We start from the raw sequence: 15,399 nt of genomic DNA on the forward strand, positions 1-15,399 counted from the left end.
AGCGGCCGAAGTTCTGTAGCCCCTTCGCACTGATAATAGTCCGAAGTCCTACGCAATGCTCGCTCAAGATCGCAATGATCTGTTACTGAATTGATCCAAATCCTTGGACGTTCGTTCAAACATTTGCCTGGGCCTGGACCGTTGCCGACGGATACACCGCCTGCTGCTGCTCGATCCACGCATTCAAATTGGCCCCGACCATGCCTTTGCGCCACATCAGCCAGGTGGTCGCGCTGGCAAACGGCTCGGCCAACGGGTGCAACGCCACGCTTTCACGCCCCGGCAGGCTGGCGAGCATCGACTCCGACATCAGCGCCACGCCAGAGCCGGCAATCACGCAGGCCAGCATTCCCGGATAAGACTCGATCTCCATGGCCCGGCCCATCGCCGCATGGTCATGGGCAAACCAGGCTTCCAGGCGCATTCGGTAGGAACAGCCCTGGCGAAACGTAAACACCGAACGCCCTTCGACATCCAGCGCACTGCGCACCGGCGGATGATCGGCCTCGCTGATCAACACCAACCGTTCGTCGCACAACGGCACGCCATCGAGCCCGGCCAGTTCCAGCGGACCGTCCACCAGTGCCGCATCGAGGCGCCCGGTGAGCAGCCCTTCGAGCAATTCGCCGCTGGGCCCCGACTGCACTTGCAGATTCACCGCCGGGTAGCGCCGGTGATAAAGCGCCAATAGCTCTGGCAAGTGAATCGCGGCGGTGCTGTACATGGTGCCCAGTACAAAATCCCCGGCCGGTTGCCCGCCCTGCACCGCCGCGTGGGCTTCGTCGTGCAAGGCGAACAGCTTGGCGGTGTAGTCCAGCAGGACTTTTCCCGCAGGCGACAACTGCAAACGCTGACGCTCGCGCACGAACAATTCGACACCGAGTTGCTCTTCGAGCTGTTTAAGCCGGGTCGACAGGTTGGAGGGCACGCGATGCAGGCGTTCGGCGGCTCGGGTAATGGACCCCTCCTCCGCCACTGCCTGGAAGATCCGCAATTGGCTGAATTCCACGCCATTCTCCAAATCAGAACAAGTTTCTCACTATTATTCATTTTTAAAGAAAGTCAATCAGTCCTAGCCTGACGGTCATTGATCCTCGAAACGGAACTCAGACCATGTCCCCGCTGATTCGCTTAACCGCCAGCTTTGTCGCCCTGATGATGGCCATGGGCATCGGGCGTTTCGCCCTCACCCCACAACTGCCGCACTTGCTCAGCGAGGGTCAGATCGACCTGACTGCCGCTGGTCTGATTGCCGCCGCCAACTACCTTGGTTACTTCGTCGGCGCGGTGGATGCGATGTTCGCCCGTCGCCCCGATCAGGTTCGCAGGCGCCTGCTCGGCGGTTTGTGGTTGTGTGTATTGCTGACCCTGGCCTCGTTCTGGGCCAACGGGTTCTGGGCGCATCTGGCGCTGCGTTTCGGCACGGGCGTGGCCAGTGCCTGGGTGCTGGTGATGATTACCGCGTTGAGCCAACCGCTGGCAGCGGCGGCCGGTCGTCCGCGACTCGGCGCCTTGGTGTTTGCCGGACCGGGTCTGGGGATTTTTCTGACAGGGTTGTTGGCCTTGGGCTCGAACCTGCTGGGGCAAACATCCGCGACCTTGTGGTTGGTGTATGCCGCTGTCGGGCTGGTGATGCTGCTGGCGATTCTGCCGTTCCTGCCGCAGCCGGCCGCCACTTCAAGGGTGACACCGCTTGCCACCAAGTCGGCCGCCCAAGGCGTCGGACGCTTACCGGTAATCTATGGGTTGTACGGTCTGGGCTACATCATCCCGGCCACTTTCCTCTCACAAATGGCCAGCGCGCAGTTCCATGGGCAATGGCAAGCCGATCTGTTCTGGCCGTGCTTTGGTCTGGCGGCGGCGGTCGGGGTCGTGTTGGTGAGCCTGCGTCGGCACAACCCGAACGCAACTCGTCATTGGCTGATGGTGACGCTATGGCTACAGGCCGCCGGGGTGTTTGCTTGCATGTTGGGCAGCGGTGCCGGCCTGGCACTGGGGGTGATTCTGTGTGGCGGGCCGTTCCTGGCCTGCATGCAACTGGTGATGCAGCGCTCCCGGGAACTGGCGCCCCACGCCACCCAGCGCAATGCCGGGCTGCTGACCGCGTGCTTCGCCGTGGGTCAGTTCAGCGGGCCGTTGCTAGCCGCGTTGAGCAGCCATTTCAGCGGTGGCTTGCAACCCGCGCTGGTGATCGCCGGCGGCGGTTTTATCATTGCCGCAGGTTTGCTGCTGCGCCCGATCAGGGTTGCCCAAGTGCTTTGCGCAAACGACGGCGCACCCACTGCTCTGCGCTCACAAAAGTGATCCCGAGCAAAACCAGTACCGCGCCGATCACAAAGTTCAGGCTCAGCTCTTCACCCAGCAGCACCACGCCGAACGTGACGCCGAACAACGGCGTCATGAACGAAAACACCGCGAGGTTCGACGCCAGGTAACGGCGCAGTAGCCAGAACCACGTCAGGTAACTGAAGAACGACACCACCAATCCCTGAAACAGCACGCTGGCCACCGCCACCGTGGTCAGGCTGACATGGGTGACCTGACCGCTGAGGATCGCGATCAGCAGCAGGCCGACGAAGCCGACGATCAGTTGATAAAACAGCGTCAGGGTCACTGGCGCTTCCGACAGACGCGAGGCACGCACAACCACGGTGGTCGCGCCCCACGACGCGCCGGCCAGTACACCCAGGGCATCGCCCATCAACATGCGGTGGTCAAGATTGTCCCAGGACACCCCACCGGCAAACGCAATGGCAATGCCAATGAACGCCAGAAAAATCCCCAGCCACTGCACCGGTCTTAAACGCTCACTCGGCAGCAACCAATGCACGCCCAACGCGGTAAAGATCGGCGCGGTGTAGAGAAACACCGACATGTGCGCCGCCGTGGTCAGTTGCAGACCTTCGGCAATGAAGAAGAACTCCAGGCCAAACAACGCGCCGGCCAGCAAGCCGCCGCGCCAGGTAGTCCCGACCTGATCCCAGCCGCCCTTCCAGCAGATCAACAATCCTACGAGCAACGCGGAAATACCCGACCGCCCCGCCGCCTGCATGACCGGAGCGATGTCGGGCGCCGCCCATTTGATCATCACCTGTTGCACACCCCAGATCAGGCACAGCCCGACCATCACTTGCAGGGCAAACCCATCGGCGCTACGCCGGGTGGCGCTCACCGGAACACCTCGACAACACAATCCATGGCAGTGACTCGACAGTAAAAGCAAAGCCCCGGCGTTCCTGCTGAACAGAGGGTGCCGGGGCGAAAAATTATGCTGTCGATTATTAACCAGATGGACAGAAAAAGGTGCCTGCAAAAGACCTTTAAATCGCCACGTACGTCATCCAGCGATGACCAGAGCCGCCGATTGCTGTGCCTGCTCTCGCCTGGCCAGCGCGAAGTACAGGACGCCGCCGAGGAAGCAGCCGGTGAACCAGGCGAAGTTGGCCATCGGCTGCAACACCGGGATGAAAGTGATCGCAACGCCCATCAGGGTGGCTGGAATCAACGCCTTGACCGCCGTCCAGTTGATCCCGCCGCTGTAGTAATAACGCCCGCTCGGGCCGTCATTGAACAGCGCATCGACGTCGATCTGCTGCTTTTTGATCAGGTAGTAATCCACCAGCAGAATCCCGAACAGTGGGCCGATGAACGCCGCCAGCACGTCGAGGGTGTAGTGAATCACTTCAGGGTTGTTGAACAGATTCCACGGGGTAATGAAGATCGATGCCACGGCGGCGATCATGCCACCCGCACGCCAACTGATTTTGCTCGGGGCGACGTTGGCGAAGTCGAACGCCGGGGACACAAAGTTGGCGACGATGTTGATGCCGATGGTCGCGGTGACAAAGGCAAAGGCGCCGAGCAGCACCGCCACGCTGTTGTCGATGCGCGCCACGGTGGCGATCGGGTCGTGAAGCATTTCACCGAACACCGGCAAGGTGCCGGAAACGATCACCACGGTCACCAGCGAGAACGCCAGAAAGTTTACCGGCAGCCCCCAGAAATTGCCGCGACGCACGTCATTCATGCTGCGGCAGTAGCGACTGAAATCACCGAAGTTCAGGGTCGGACCGGAAAAGTACGACACCACCAATGCCGTTGCCACGATCACCTGGCCAAAGGCTTCCCAGCCAGACAGGGATTTCTCCGCCAGGGTGAAGCTGATGTTGCTCCAGCCGGCCTGCCAGACGATCCAGCCGGCGAGCAGGAACATCACGCCATAGACCACGGGGCCGGCCCAGTCGATGAAGCGGCGGATCGACTCCATGCCGGTCCAGAACACCAGCGCCTGGACGAACCACAGGCTGAGGAAACCGAACCAGCCGAGGTAGGACAAACCGGCAAAGTGCGGTTCGGCGTAGGTCGCCATCGAAGGAAAAAACCGCAGCACGACGATGATGAGTGCACTGGACGCCAGGTACGTTTGAATCCCGTACCAGGCCACCGCAATCAGGCCGCGAATAACCGCAGGAATATTCGCCCCGAACACCCCGAACGCCAGTCGGCAGATCACCGGGTAAGGCACCGCGGCTTGCTGACTCGGCTTGGCCACCAGGTTGGCGATCAACTGCACGATGCAAATCCCGCCGAGCAAGGCAATCAACACCTGCCAACTCGCCAACCCCAGCGCAAACAGGCTGGCGGCGAACACATAGCCGCCGACGCTGTGCACGTCGCTCATCCAGAAGGCAAAGATGTTGTACCAATTCCATTTCTGCGGCAGCGGCCCCAGGTCCTGGTTATACAGGCGTGGGCTGTAGCCGTTGGGCAATTGTTCGGTCATCGCGGGGCTCCTCGAAAGTACAGGCGCGGCCCCCGAGATTGATGCGGCGACCACACTGCGTACGGGAGCCGGCATGGTTTGTATACGAGTTACTACGCAGAATGCGTGCCATACGATCTAAAGGTGTGACAAATCTGGCTTTCGGCCCTGTTCAGAGCACAACCTTCAAGACGTAGAGGGGGTGATAATGCCCATGAACAGGGCGTCCGCGCCTGCAAACGGTGCAGGACGTTATGTATACAAAGAGATGGGTGACTGCTACGCAGTCGATCGCGAGCAGGCTCGCTCGCACATGAAATTCGTGGTGAGCCCGGTTTTTTTGCGTCCAACGGCTACCGTAGGAGCTGCCGCAGGCTGCGATCTTTTGACTTTAAAAGAGATCGCAGCCTGCGGCAGCTCCTACGGGGGCCGGCGTAAGGTCAGCTGAGTTCGATACGATCAGCGTGAATGACGATCTGGCCGTTCTTGTACAACGCACCGATGGCCTTTTTGAAGTTGCCCTTGCTGACACCGAACATACTGCTGATCAGCGTCGGGTCGCTCTTGTCGCTGACTGGCAGGGTGCCGTTGTTGTCGCGCAACTTGGCGAGAATCTTCGAGTTCAGACTGGTGGCGGCGGCTTCGCCCACCGGTTGCAGGCTCAAGCTGATCTTGCCGTCGGCACGGACTTCTTTGATAAAGCCCTTCTCTTCTTTACCGGCGCGCATGAACTTGAAGATTTCGTTCTTGTGGATCAAGCCCCAGTGCTTGTTGTTGATGATTGCCTTGAAGCCCATATCGGTCGCTTCGGCTACCAGCAAATCAACTTCCTGGCCCGGGGTGTAGTTGGCCGGCGTCTTGTCCAGGTAACGGTCCAGACGTGCCGTCGCGGTGATGCGCCGGGTGTGTTTGTCGAGGTAGACGTGCACCACGACATATTCGCCGGCGGTCATCTGGCGCTTTTCTTCGGAATACGGCAGCAGCAGATCCTTCGGCAAGCCCCAATCCAGGAACACGCCGATGCTGTTGACTTCAACGACTTTCAAACTGGCGAATTCACCGACCTGAACTTTCGGCTTTTCGGTGGTGGCGATAAGTTTGTCATCGCTGTCCAGATAAATAAAAACGTTGAGCCAATCTTCATCTTCGCTGGGAATATCTTTGGGAATATAACGATTAGGCAGAAGGATTTCGCCATCCGCGCCACCGTCCAGATATAAACCGAAGTTAGTGTGTTTAACCACTTGCAAACTGTTGTAGCGCCCGACTAAAGCCATGTCCAATACCCTCATTGCGTGGGCGGCATTCTACCCGGTTTTGCGGGCGGCGTTCGGCGGGCCGGCCCGGTGGCGCGAGAAAATCCGCGCAAGGCCCTAATTTCCCTGGGTTTGGCGGGCGTGTTTGGCCGCTCGTCAGGCCGTTCGGGCGGTCTGGACCGTGGCCAGCCCATCCGAAAAGCACTATTTTTCCACTGAGGTTTTTAGTTAAAACAGCAGCTTAGGGGACTATTCCAAATAATAACTTGCGATTATTCGCGCACCTGCCGTGTGTATTTCGGGAGGATATTTACCAAGCAATTGTCAAGTATTTCCTGTACGATGCCTGGCCAAGTTAATTTCTACAGGTTAATGGCCGCCATGCGTGTAAAAGCATCCAACAGCAAAGCAAAGCCAGCTCCAGCCGTTGAAACCAGTGAATCGATCAACAATCAGATCGCTGCGTTCCTCAAGTCCGGTGGCGAGATCCAGCAAATTGCCAAAGGCGTCAGCGGCCAGACGTTCGGCCCGTCCAAGCAGATCACGCTGGGCAAAAAGTAATTCCCCCGCTTTAACTGGTCCCTAAGCGCTTTGAGCTTCGAAGCGCTTGGACTGGAACCCTCCAGCAACACCCCATAAAACAAATCAATATTTCAACAATCGACGAACGGCCCTCGATGCCGAACATTCGCCGGTATGCTTGCACGTGTCTGGATCAAGCCTTTCAGCAGGTTTTCACCACCTGCTCCTCGCAGCTCATGGAGTGACGCATGCTCAAACCCTCTCTTTTCCTGCTCGCCAGCCTGTTGTGGTGTTCGGTCGCCCATGCGCAAGTCTTCCAGCGCGAATTGGGCTAATCGGCTGAACTGCCGGGCTCGCCCCACGATCACATAAGAGAACCCAATAAGAAGCCAGGTCTTCGCAAGGACTCGCCATGTCTCATTGGCTGAAACAGATCACCGTCATCCTCACGCTCAGCCTCACCATCGCCGCCTGCACCCGCGTGGGTCTGGCTTACCGCAACCTCGACGTGATCATTCCCTGGACGCTCAGCGACTACCTGGACATGAACCGCCAGCAAAAAGACTGGTTGAACGAGCGGCTCAAGGAACACCTGCGCTGGCACTGCACCACACAATTACCCGGTTACCTCGACTGGCTGAATCGTTTACAGACCATGATCGAGACCAACCAGATCACCGACTCTGAGCTGCAAGCCCGTACCCAGGAAGCCAAACAAGCCATCGCCGAAACCGCCCGGGAAATCACCCCATCGGCCATCGAACTGTTGCAAGGGCTGGATGACAAGCAAGTCGCGGAAATGAACGACGCTTTCGCCAAGGACCTGCGCAAACGCCAGGAGGAATACCTCAAGCCACCTCTAGAGCAACAGATCAAAGAGCGAAGCAAGCGCATGGAAAAACGCCTGAATGCCTGGCTCGGACCACTCAGCCCAACCCAACAGCAACGGGTGATGGCCTGGTCGAACGCCCTGGGGGATCAGAACAAGGAATGGATTGCCAACCGCGTCCATTGGCAACAGCAATTCAGCGCGGCGGTAGCGCAACGTCAGAGTCCGCAATTCCCACAGCAAATCGAGACACTTCTGGTTGATCGCGAGAGTTTATGGACCCCCGCTTACCGTGTGGCCTATGCCAACACCGAAGCCCAGGCTCGGGCATTGCTGGTGGACTTGATGGCCGAGAGCACGCCGTTTCAGCGTCAACGGTTGCTGCAAAAGATTGAGGACATGCGCAAGGATTTCACTGATTTGAAGTGTCTGAAAGCGGCGCAACGAGGATAGGTTCTAAAGCTGCAAGCTTCACGCAATCTGAGCCTTCGACGCCACTTCATCAAACGTCAATTCATCCAGCGCATCTTCCTGCTCATCCAGCACCTGGCGCGGATGCTCATTTCCCGGGATGCTGCTGTCGATCAGGCTCAACAAACTCGAGCCCCGGGGTGTCAAAATGTAATTCTCGCCATTGCCACCCTGATCCTCCGGCCGAGGCTCGATATACCCCCGCAACAGTAATATTTTTTCGTACTCACCGGCCATCGTTTTCAGGCGATCCAGATTCTCGAACGGCTCGCCCGCGGAGGCTTTCGCCGCCGCATACTGCTCGGCATAAGGCCGTGGAGTGAAACTGCGGCCAGCACTGTTCTGCACTTCGTGCAGTAAATGCTCGATCAAATCCCAGTTATAAGTCGTCATCCTGATCAACCTCCAGTGCCCACGAGTGAAATGGCCTTCATAGGTTGTGACCGACAGGGAGTGCAGCCGTTCAGCCGAGTTCTTTCCCCCAACCGACCGGCGGCCTGTCGATTTGAGCGCAGGCCAAACGACTAGGCTGTGTAAGACGGTTTACCCCTCTGCGCGGATCGACTATCGCCACAGCAAGCAGGAGAAATCAGCATGAACATACAGAATCATCCGGTCGTGTCCCGGGAAGAATGGGTCGCGGCCCGCAAACAACACCTGGCCCACGAAAAAGCCTTCACCAAAGAACGAGACAAACTCAGCGCCGAACGCCGCGCCCTGCCCTGGGTAAAAATCGACAAACCCTACCGCTTTCAGGGCCCCAACGGCGAACTGAGCCTGACCGACCTGTTCGGCGGCCGCAGCCAGTTGATCGTCTACCACTTCATGTTCGCCGCCGGCTGGGACGAAGGCTGCCCCGGCTGCTCGTTCCTCTCCGACCACATCGACGGCGCCAACCAACACCTGGCCCACCACGACGTCGCCGTGGTCGCGGTTTCCCACGCACCGTTCGCCGAATTCCAACCGTTCAAACAGCGCATGGGCTGGAAATTCGATTGGGTCTCATCTGAAGGCTGCGACTTCAACTACGACTTCGGTGTCTGCGCCCGGGCCGAAGACGTCACCGCCGGGAAAGCGACTTACAACTACGAAAAAACTGACGGCGTTGAGGAAGAACTTCCAGGGCTTAGCGTGTTTTATCGCAACGAAGCGGGGGAGATTTTCCATACCTATTCTACGTATGCCCGCGGCCTGGATTTGCTGGTCGGCGCCTACAACTACCTCGACCTCACGCCTAAGGGGCGTAATGAAGAGGAGATCATGGATTGGGTGAGGCATCACGATCGGTATGAAGACAAGGTGTCAGCTAGTTGCTGCCATGGGGGGAATGCTGAAGGATGAAGACTATAGTCAGCCCGGTAGCCCAAAAGGCGACCGGGTTTGGCAACCCAACCACAAAGAGTCCCTATCTATGACAGAGATTCCACCCATGGATAGATATATGGGTCGCCCAATTTGCCTAGTGATTACAAATAACTGAGTGTCCTTTACGCAGAAGGCATGCTCTTCACGGGAATGCGTTCCTGAAGCTGAGTTATATCGTAGACATGCTGCTCACAGCGGCTACCAACAAACTGGAACTCCACCAAATAGACCTTGCTTCTTTCTGGTGTGAAAGTGGTTTTGATCGGGCCGCAGCTATAGATACTCCCAACACCCGCGCCATTCGAATAACCCGACACCTGGAATGGCTGATCGACATCCGCCTGCACTTCCAGCTGCGGGAAGCGTTTAAGCGTGGCGCTGTTGGCCGCTTCGTTGAGTTTGGCGATCCAGCCGAAGACCTTGCCCTGACCTGAGTCCACCACGGTTCCAAGCACCTCCATACGCTTGTCGGGATCCGCTGCGCGAAGGATCGAGAACTCTACCGGGGTAGTGCTACCTGATGCTTTCATGATGATCTTGGCGTGTTGCGCATCGACGGCCACTTTGTTCTGGTGCAGCTGAATACCGTCCGTCAACAGGCTGGGGGAAGAGTCCCGGACGTTGGAATGGCAGCCCGGTAATGCCAGAATCAGGGTGAGTGCTAGTAATGTGGTTCTTTTCACGTCTGAATATCCTTTAAAGCGTATGTTCAGTTGATGAGAAAATATCTGTCAAAGCGGAGTTTCATAAATTCTGAATTCTCCGTATGCAGACCTTTAAGGTCCAATCGCATATAGAGTAAGAACAAGGCACCGCCCCATTTTTTGCCATTCTCAGGATAAACGTGGTCTGTCCCCGTTTTTCATAAAACTAAACAAATATATCCGTACCTTCTTCTACTTTTCCGCTCAAAGCTCCATTGCTCTGCGTATCTTTACCCGTAGTGGCGGCACTGGTGATCACACTGCAACGCGCAACATTTTTATTTCTTGAGACTTACCATTCATACAGATTACACCTGCCACCAAAGCCCCCCTACTCATTGCAGCCTCTATCTTCATAGAATATCCAATAGTCTCAGAGTCAAGTTTCAGACATTGAACCAGGGCTTTTAACCAGGATGTCGAATATTGCACATGTGGGCCTAAAGATGAATTATCTAACTGCAACCCACCGTCATCATCAAGAATCTTCAATCCAAGAAGCAAAGTCACTTCCCCATCGACCTCAGAGAATCCCAACTGATCGTTATTGAAGTCTCCACCATATTGACCTGGAATCAATACAGCGCCATATCTTTGCACTAAGGACTCAAATAGCCGACTTCGAAGTATCGCTTGCTCCGGCTGATTATTCATAATAACGCTCCCGAGCCAATTAGAAGCTCACTTCAGAAAACTGTAAATTGGATTGTAATTAGCCAGGGGTTTAACCGGAAGCCACTCAACAGGTATGTAAGGTGTGTCAACCCGGACTTCATAACCATGACGCCAGGCAATTTTGGCATAAATCACGCCAAAAGTAGAAATCAGACCTTCGGAAAAGCCACTTTCAATACTGAGTCTTTTCTTTATTGAAGCCGGCGAGCTTAACTCTATCAAAGCAGCCTCCATTCCAGCTACATCACCGTTCGCAAGCGCCATAAAGAAATCATTATCCAGAAAAAACATTTTTTTCGGCCCTTTTGGTGGATTGGCACTCATCCGCAAGCAACGCTCGACTAATTGAGAAAAGTCCCCTTTAACTGCCAAGATTATCTGGTAGGCTAAAAAATCTGCGGTTGTCGTCGACTGAACTCTTTTTTCGTCAATAATTTCACTACAGTGACAAAACCAGTCAATAAGTGAAGCATTATCCGAGACAAGCGCCCTCATAAAGTCCATTGTTTTTGGAAGCAAATTCATTTTATCGCTTTGAAGCATAAACTGGTATTTATGCAGACATCCAGAGACGTAAAACCAGTTTTTCATAACCTCAAGATCGGCGCCTTCAAACCACGCATATATGCCTTTCGCGAAAGCATACGACGAAAGCCTTCCTGCACATGCAACAGGATTACCTTGATTGCTTTCAATATTGACTATATAGCCATCCACATCAAACCCACCATCTAGATGGGATTTGGTGTGCTCCAGCCTGTCTTTAGCCCTCGCCTTCCCCGGACCATAACTCTCAAATGAATTCACCCCAACAACCTCACTTCAACTTCGCCATTATTAATTGACCAACAGGAAAAGGGGACGGATTTATTTCCTAGCCACCGCACGAGCCAAACAAATAAATCCGTCCCCTTTCCTAGCCTTTCCTATGCAAATTCCCTAGACAAAAATCACTCCAGTTTCAGTTGCGCATCGCCTTGCCCTGCCAAGACTTCGTTCAAGCAGCGCATCCAATCCTTCCAAACTGCGGGATCGGCAGTCTCACCATCTGCAAGATAACTCATACTGCCCAACAGTGAACCCAACTCATCCGACTTTGTTCGCTTATACACATCTACTAGAAATTCATACATTGCAAGATACGCGAGTTCAGGTGTTAAATTTTCGGTGTTCATTGCTATTTCCCTTTCGACGGTCCAGTGGCTGGATTGAAACCTCGCGACGTCGTATTCAATCCGCCATTTGAACAACCCAGCTTCGCCAAAAGCGGGCTCCATCTTCCTGTAAAAGGCGTATTACAAAGTAGGCAGATTTATTTGGGAGCTCTCTATGCGCACTCAAATAAATCCACCCTCTTTAGTCTTTGCATCATTAAGATTGCGTTAACAAATACAATCTTTCTCTTTCCCCAATAACATCCAACCGGTCGAACTCCCTGACAAAGCTCTCCATCTCAGAAGCCATATCACAATTAAACTTCCACAACGCCGTTGCGCCAACATTCTGGATAAACTCCAGCCCATCTAAAATATCTTCTGAACCCTCAAAAGTTAACACCTTCATCTCCGCCATCAGATTTTTCAGCAAATTTAGCACATAACCGTTGCACTCTGAAGAGAAAAGCTCCTGGTACATGGCAGGCTCGTTACGGACAAAATCCTCCGAAAAAACGAAGCTCCCATCGATATAATTTATGCAGAATTCTAGAACAGGAAGCCGCCTTCCTTTTTGATGCAAAAATAAGAAATAAATAATCTGCAGGGTGATTTCACACATTTATAAACCACCTTAAAGGCTGAATATGCCAAACTTCTTTAGTTACAGGATTATAAACCATCTCCATCGAACCATTCGTATAACGATAGAATCCAGCCATCCTATCCGGGGTCACCGCCGTTGCTGTTTTTAAGACCTCATCCGCCTGAACAAAGGGTGCCCCAGTTAAGGGAAAAGGGGACAGATTTATTTCCTAGCCACCGCACGAGCCAAACAAATAAATCCGTCCCCTTTTCTGACTCCTTTTCTGACTCTTTTCACGTCTGAATGCCCTTTAAAGCGTATGGTCGACTGATGAGAAAATATCTGTCAAAGCGGCGCGTCATAAACACTGAGTTCGCTATAGGGGGACTGCCATCTCCAAAAGCGCGCCCTCCCCACTTTTCTTTCTCAGCACCTCTCGCCATTAAAATTAAAAATAGTCCAACCAATCATTCGAATCAATAAACGTTTTCTTCATCAGGTCAGGATATTTATTTTTAGCCAGCTCAACATACTCTGGCTTTAGATTAATTTCTATAAACGCCGAGCGCTCATCTTCCAACGACAAAGCTTTTACTTCAAATACCGCACCATCCCCCTCCGAAAAAGAGCCTATCACCTTGACCCGATGAAAAACAAAACTCTTCCCTCCTCCCAAAGGAGAGATACTATCTCGAACCGAAAATGCGATATCGGAATTCGCTATCTTTATCTTTTTACCAGACTTATATGGATCAGGAAACCGCTCTTCGATCACATACAACTCAGCATCAATAACGACAAGCCAGCCTGTTACCTCCACCAATTCCCTACTCTTTATTAACTGCTCTATTTGATCACGACCATACAGTTCACTAACATCCATAATCACTTACCTATCACGATAGCATTGACACCATGCGACATTGCACCATCCAAGATACTGGCCATGACACCACGTGGCCCGGTATATGAATCTCGCGTCATATAATATGTCGCGCCTCCCTCAGCCCGAACACTATCAACAATCATAAAGTGGCAACCATCACCAGCTTTAACTTGCACGATCACGGCAGTCCCGTTTTGCAGCGCATTATTTAACTGCCTTGGAAACATGTCTGTTTCTACAGTATTTCTAACACCTGCGGGAAAACGGGGACAGACCCTGAGGGATCCCCACAAATCTACCCCAGCGCCTGCGCCTGTTGATGTACCTCGGCTCGCAATACGTGCTCAAGTCTCTCCAAGGTTTTTCGAGAGTTCGAGCCGCGTCCGCTACGCCAGTATTCCAAACCCAGCCGCCACAGCGACAACACCCGTCGGCGTTTAAGGCTATTGCTTTGAAAGCGATGTTCATGACCCGCTTCACGGGCCTGCAACCCCGTTAAACAAATGATGTAGTTAGCCAAAGCTGAGATCAGTAAAAGCACTTCGATTCGGTGCGGGCAGTGACTCCGATGGCGAGCCACGCCAACTCCAAAGTACTCGTTTTTTACATCCCTGAAGCCTTCTTCTATCTGCATACGCTGCTTGTAAATGGCCACGATTCTCGATGGATTCCATTGATCCTCCGGCAGGTTGCTGGCCAATAACCAAGGCTCTCGTTCACGATTAGCCGATTGTCTGCTGAGTTTGTTTTTAGCGATTGAACCGGTGACACGCTGGTGTTTACGACCCTTTGCCGAATGCCTGACGCAGTACAAATGGATGAAGTGCGGAGCACTTTGGGTCATCTCGATCTGACCCAGTGATTTCGGTGAGGACGACGCCAGAGCGTAGAGGTTTTTAACCGGCAGCCAAGTGTGTGCGTCGTTGCGGTAAAGGTCCCGGTTACGCACTCGCCCCACGTAATACCAACCTTTCGCCTCGACGGCTTTGATCCATGGCCGGCGAAAACCCGCATCAGCGACAAGGATCGGAACGCAGTCTTTGGGGAGCATTTCGGCCAAGGTTTGCAACAACCGTTTTTGATATTTCGGACAACCCTCGCGTTCATGAACACTCTCGTAAATGGGGAACGAACGTCCTGCCAAAGGAATGGCAGCGCGCAACAAAAAGAACTCTCCAGCCGCATCGATCGGCGACCAATCGACCAGGATCAACGGATGTCTCAGCGACCCCAGCAAGGCTCGCAACATGACCCAGTAAAACAGCGAGCGCTCGGTTTGCAGATGCCGATTACCCAGCAACCGATCTACTCGTTTGATGGCGTGTTTGGGGTAAGCCTTGCCTGACATGAATCGACCAAGCCCCGTCAGAGTGAGCCGACGTCCTTGGAGTAATGCGCTGACACAACACATCAATGTTTTCAGACGACGAGAATGGACAGTGGGAAGTGCTTGAGCGAGCGCGCTGTGTAAGAATCGGATGGCCTGCATGGGTTCGGATCTTGTTTTTGTGTGGTGCAATACAAGCTGCCGCCCCATGCAGGTCTCTACAATTCCCAACTTCTTGATTTCTCGTAGGAAAAAGCGGGGATTTCTCAGGGGCTGTCCCCGTTTTTCTCAATCGGCTCTATTAGCTGACTGCTTACCTCGCGAACTGAGCTTCAAACACAGCCTTCAGCTATGGCTGGCGCTGCGACAATATGGCGGCTCTGACGAAGAGGATGGCCTGTCAAATTTATTGACGCTGATCGCTCAAAGGCGCGTTGGAAACCAACCCGGTCGTATCGAGCCGCGAGCCATAAAACGAAGACCTCAAGCCTACCCCTTGCTGACCAAATCACGTCGGTCAGCAAGGGTGGATGTCAGGAAAAATGGGCACGCTAAACATGTTAGGTAAGTGCCATTCAAATCCGCCCCCATTTCTTACCTTTAAGTCGCTTTATTATTCCCTATTGAAAATCTCATACACCCATTTGGCCAACACTTCCGGTGACGTCGTTTCTTTTCTTAGACATTCTTCACCGCGATCTTTCGCAACAATGGACAGCTTCCCAGCTTCAGAAATCTCAATATAGGGAGCACCAAACTCATCCACTTCAGTTCCTAAAGGAAATTTCTCATATGGATTTCCCTGCTCACGCGCATATTTGAAAAAATAATCGGCTAACTGCTCAAGATCCATTGTTGCTAC

The 15,399-nt window shown here is 53.9% G+C and carries 17 protein-coding genes and 1 pseudogene; 5 read left to right on the top strand and 13 right to left on the bottom strand.

Annotation, left to right across the window (positions count from 1 at the left end; all coding sequences use genetic code 11):
* Positions 1–115 precede the first annotated feature (115 nt).
* Positions 116–1,009, bottom strand: coding sequence for a putrescine utilization regulator PtrR (gene ptrR, locus LOY36_RS20980; RefSeq protein ID WP_258670662.1), 894 nt, complete (start codon positions 1,007–1,009; stop codon positions 116–118).
* Between the two features lie 104 nt (positions 1,010–1,113).
* Between ptrR and LOY36_RS20985 the strand changes: the two genes are divergently transcribed.
* Complete coding sequence (locus LOY36_RS20985) at positions 1,114–2,304, top strand: MFS transporter (RefSeq protein ID WP_258670665.1); 1,191 nt, start codon at positions 1,114–1,116, stop codon at positions 2,302–2,304.
* Here the strand turns inward: LOY36_RS20985 and LOY36_RS20990 are convergent.
* From LOY36_RS20990 to LOY36_RS21000, 3 genes are all read right to left on the bottom strand, one after another.
* Complete coding sequence (locus LOY36_RS20990) at positions 2,240–3,172, bottom strand: DMT family transporter (protein ID WP_258670667.1); 933 nt, start codon at positions 3,170–3,172, stop codon at positions 2,240–2,242. The two genes, LOY36_RS20985 and LOY36_RS20990, sit on opposite strands and share 65 nt — an antisense overlap.
* Positions 3,173–3,337: 165 nt before the next feature.
* Entirely contained in the window at positions 3,338–4,783 is a 1,446-nt protein-coding gene (locus LOY36_RS20995; protein WP_019648041.1) for an NCS1 family nucleobase:cation symporter-1, read from the bottom strand.
* A 419-nt stretch (positions 4,784–5,202) separates the two neighbouring features.
* On the bottom strand, positions 5,203–6,039 hold the full coding sequence (locus LOY36_RS21000; RefSeq protein WP_007942143.1) for a S1 RNA-binding domain-containing protein: 837 nt from the start codon (positions 6,037–6,039) through the stop codon (positions 5,203–5,205).
* A 351-nt stretch (positions 6,040–6,390) separates the two neighbouring features.
* On the opposite strand from LOY36_RS21000, the gene LOY36_RS21005 reads away from it, so the two are divergent.
* Together LOY36_RS21005 and LOY36_RS21010 are read left to right on the top strand one after the other, a co-directional pair.
* Entirely contained in the window at positions 6,391–6,579 is a 189-nt protein-coding gene (locus tag LOY36_RS21005) for a hypothetical protein (protein ID WP_017337097.1), read from the top strand.
* A 373-nt stretch (positions 6,580–6,952) separates the two neighbouring features.
* Positions 6,953–7,822: a DUF6279 family lipoprotein gene (locus tag LOY36_RS21010; protein ID WP_258670671.1), complete on the top strand. Its 870-nt coding sequence runs from the start codon at positions 6,953–6,955 to the stop codon at positions 7,820–7,822.
* Between the two features lie 18 nt (positions 7,823–7,840).
* Here the strand turns inward: LOY36_RS21010 and LOY36_RS21015 are convergent, their stop codons facing one another.
* On the bottom strand, positions 7,841–8,233 hold the full coding sequence (locus tag LOY36_RS21015; RefSeq protein ID WP_018929896.1) for a hypothetical protein: 393 nt from the start codon (positions 8,231–8,233) through the stop codon (positions 7,841–7,843).
* Positions 8,234–8,434: 201 nt separating this feature from the next.
* On the opposite strand from LOY36_RS21015, the gene LOY36_RS21020 reads away from it, so the two are divergent.
* Positions 8,435–9,181 carry a thioredoxin family protein gene (locus LOY36_RS21020; protein WP_258670674.1) on the top strand — a complete coding sequence of 249 codons (747 nt, stop codon included), beginning with the start codon at positions 8,435–8,437 and terminating at the stop codon, positions 9,179–9,181.
* Between the two features lie 146 nt (positions 9,182–9,327).
* Here LOY36_RS21020 and LOY36_RS21025 read toward each other — a convergent pair whose 3' ends face one another.
* From LOY36_RS21025 to LOY36_RS21055, 7 genes are all read right to left on the bottom strand, one after another.
* Positions 9,328–9,888: a hypothetical protein gene (locus LOY36_RS21025; protein ID WP_258670676.1), complete on the bottom strand. Its 561-nt coding sequence runs from the start codon at positions 9,886–9,888 to the stop codon at positions 9,328–9,330.
* Positions 9,889–10,164: 276 nt separating this feature from the next.
* On the bottom strand, positions 10,165–10,563 hold the full coding sequence (locus LOY36_RS21030; protein WP_258670678.1) for a hypothetical protein: 399 nt from the start codon (positions 10,561–10,563) through the stop codon (positions 10,165–10,167).
* A gap of 27 nt (positions 10,564–10,590) precedes the next feature.
* Positions 10,591–11,391, bottom strand: a complete 801-nt coding sequence (locus LOY36_RS21035; RefSeq protein ID WP_258670681.1) for an immunity 49 family protein — start codon at positions 11,389–11,391, stop codon at positions 10,591–10,593.
* A 143-nt stretch (positions 11,392–11,534) separates the two neighbouring features.
* A complete protein-coding gene (locus LOY36_RS21040; RefSeq protein WP_258670683.1) occupies positions 11,535–11,759 on the bottom strand; it encodes a hypothetical protein in 225 nt (74 codons plus the stop codon).
* A gap of 196 nt (positions 11,760–11,955) precedes the next feature.
* A complete protein-coding gene (locus LOY36_RS21045) occupies positions 11,956–12,360 on the bottom strand; it encodes a hypothetical protein (protein ID WP_258670686.1) in 405 nt (134 codons plus the stop codon).
* A 412-nt stretch (positions 12,361–12,772) separates the two neighbouring features.
* A complete protein-coding gene (locus tag LOY36_RS21050) occupies positions 12,773–13,207 on the bottom strand; it encodes a hypothetical protein (RefSeq protein WP_258670690.1) in 435 nt (144 codons plus the stop codon).
* A gap of 298 nt (positions 13,208–13,505) precedes the next feature.
* Positions 13,506–14,699 carry an IS4 family transposase gene (locus tag LOY36_RS21055; protein WP_258670692.1) on the bottom strand — a complete coding sequence of 398 codons (1,194 nt, stop codon included), beginning with the start codon at positions 14,697–14,699 and terminating at the stop codon, positions 13,506–13,508.
* 124 nt (positions 14,700–14,823) lie between these two features.
* Between LOY36_RS21055 and LOY36_RS21060 the strand changes: the two are divergent.
* Positions 14,824–15,105: pseudogene (locus LOY36_RS21060) on the top strand (IS4 family transposase); the annotation flags it as partial.
* Between the two features lie 45 nt (positions 15,106–15,150).
* On the opposite strand, the gene LOY36_RS21065 reads toward LOY36_RS21060, so the two are convergent.
* A complete protein-coding gene (locus tag LOY36_RS21065; protein ID WP_028939943.1) occupies positions 15,151–15,390 on the bottom strand; it encodes a hypothetical protein in 240 nt (79 codons plus the stop codon).
* Positions 15,391–15,399: the final 9 nt, after the last annotated feature.

The organism is Pseudomonas sp. B21-019 (assembly GCF_024749225.1).
Lineage (GTDB): Bacteria > Pseudomonadota > Gammaproteobacteria > Pseudomonadales > Pseudomonadaceae > Aquipseudomonas.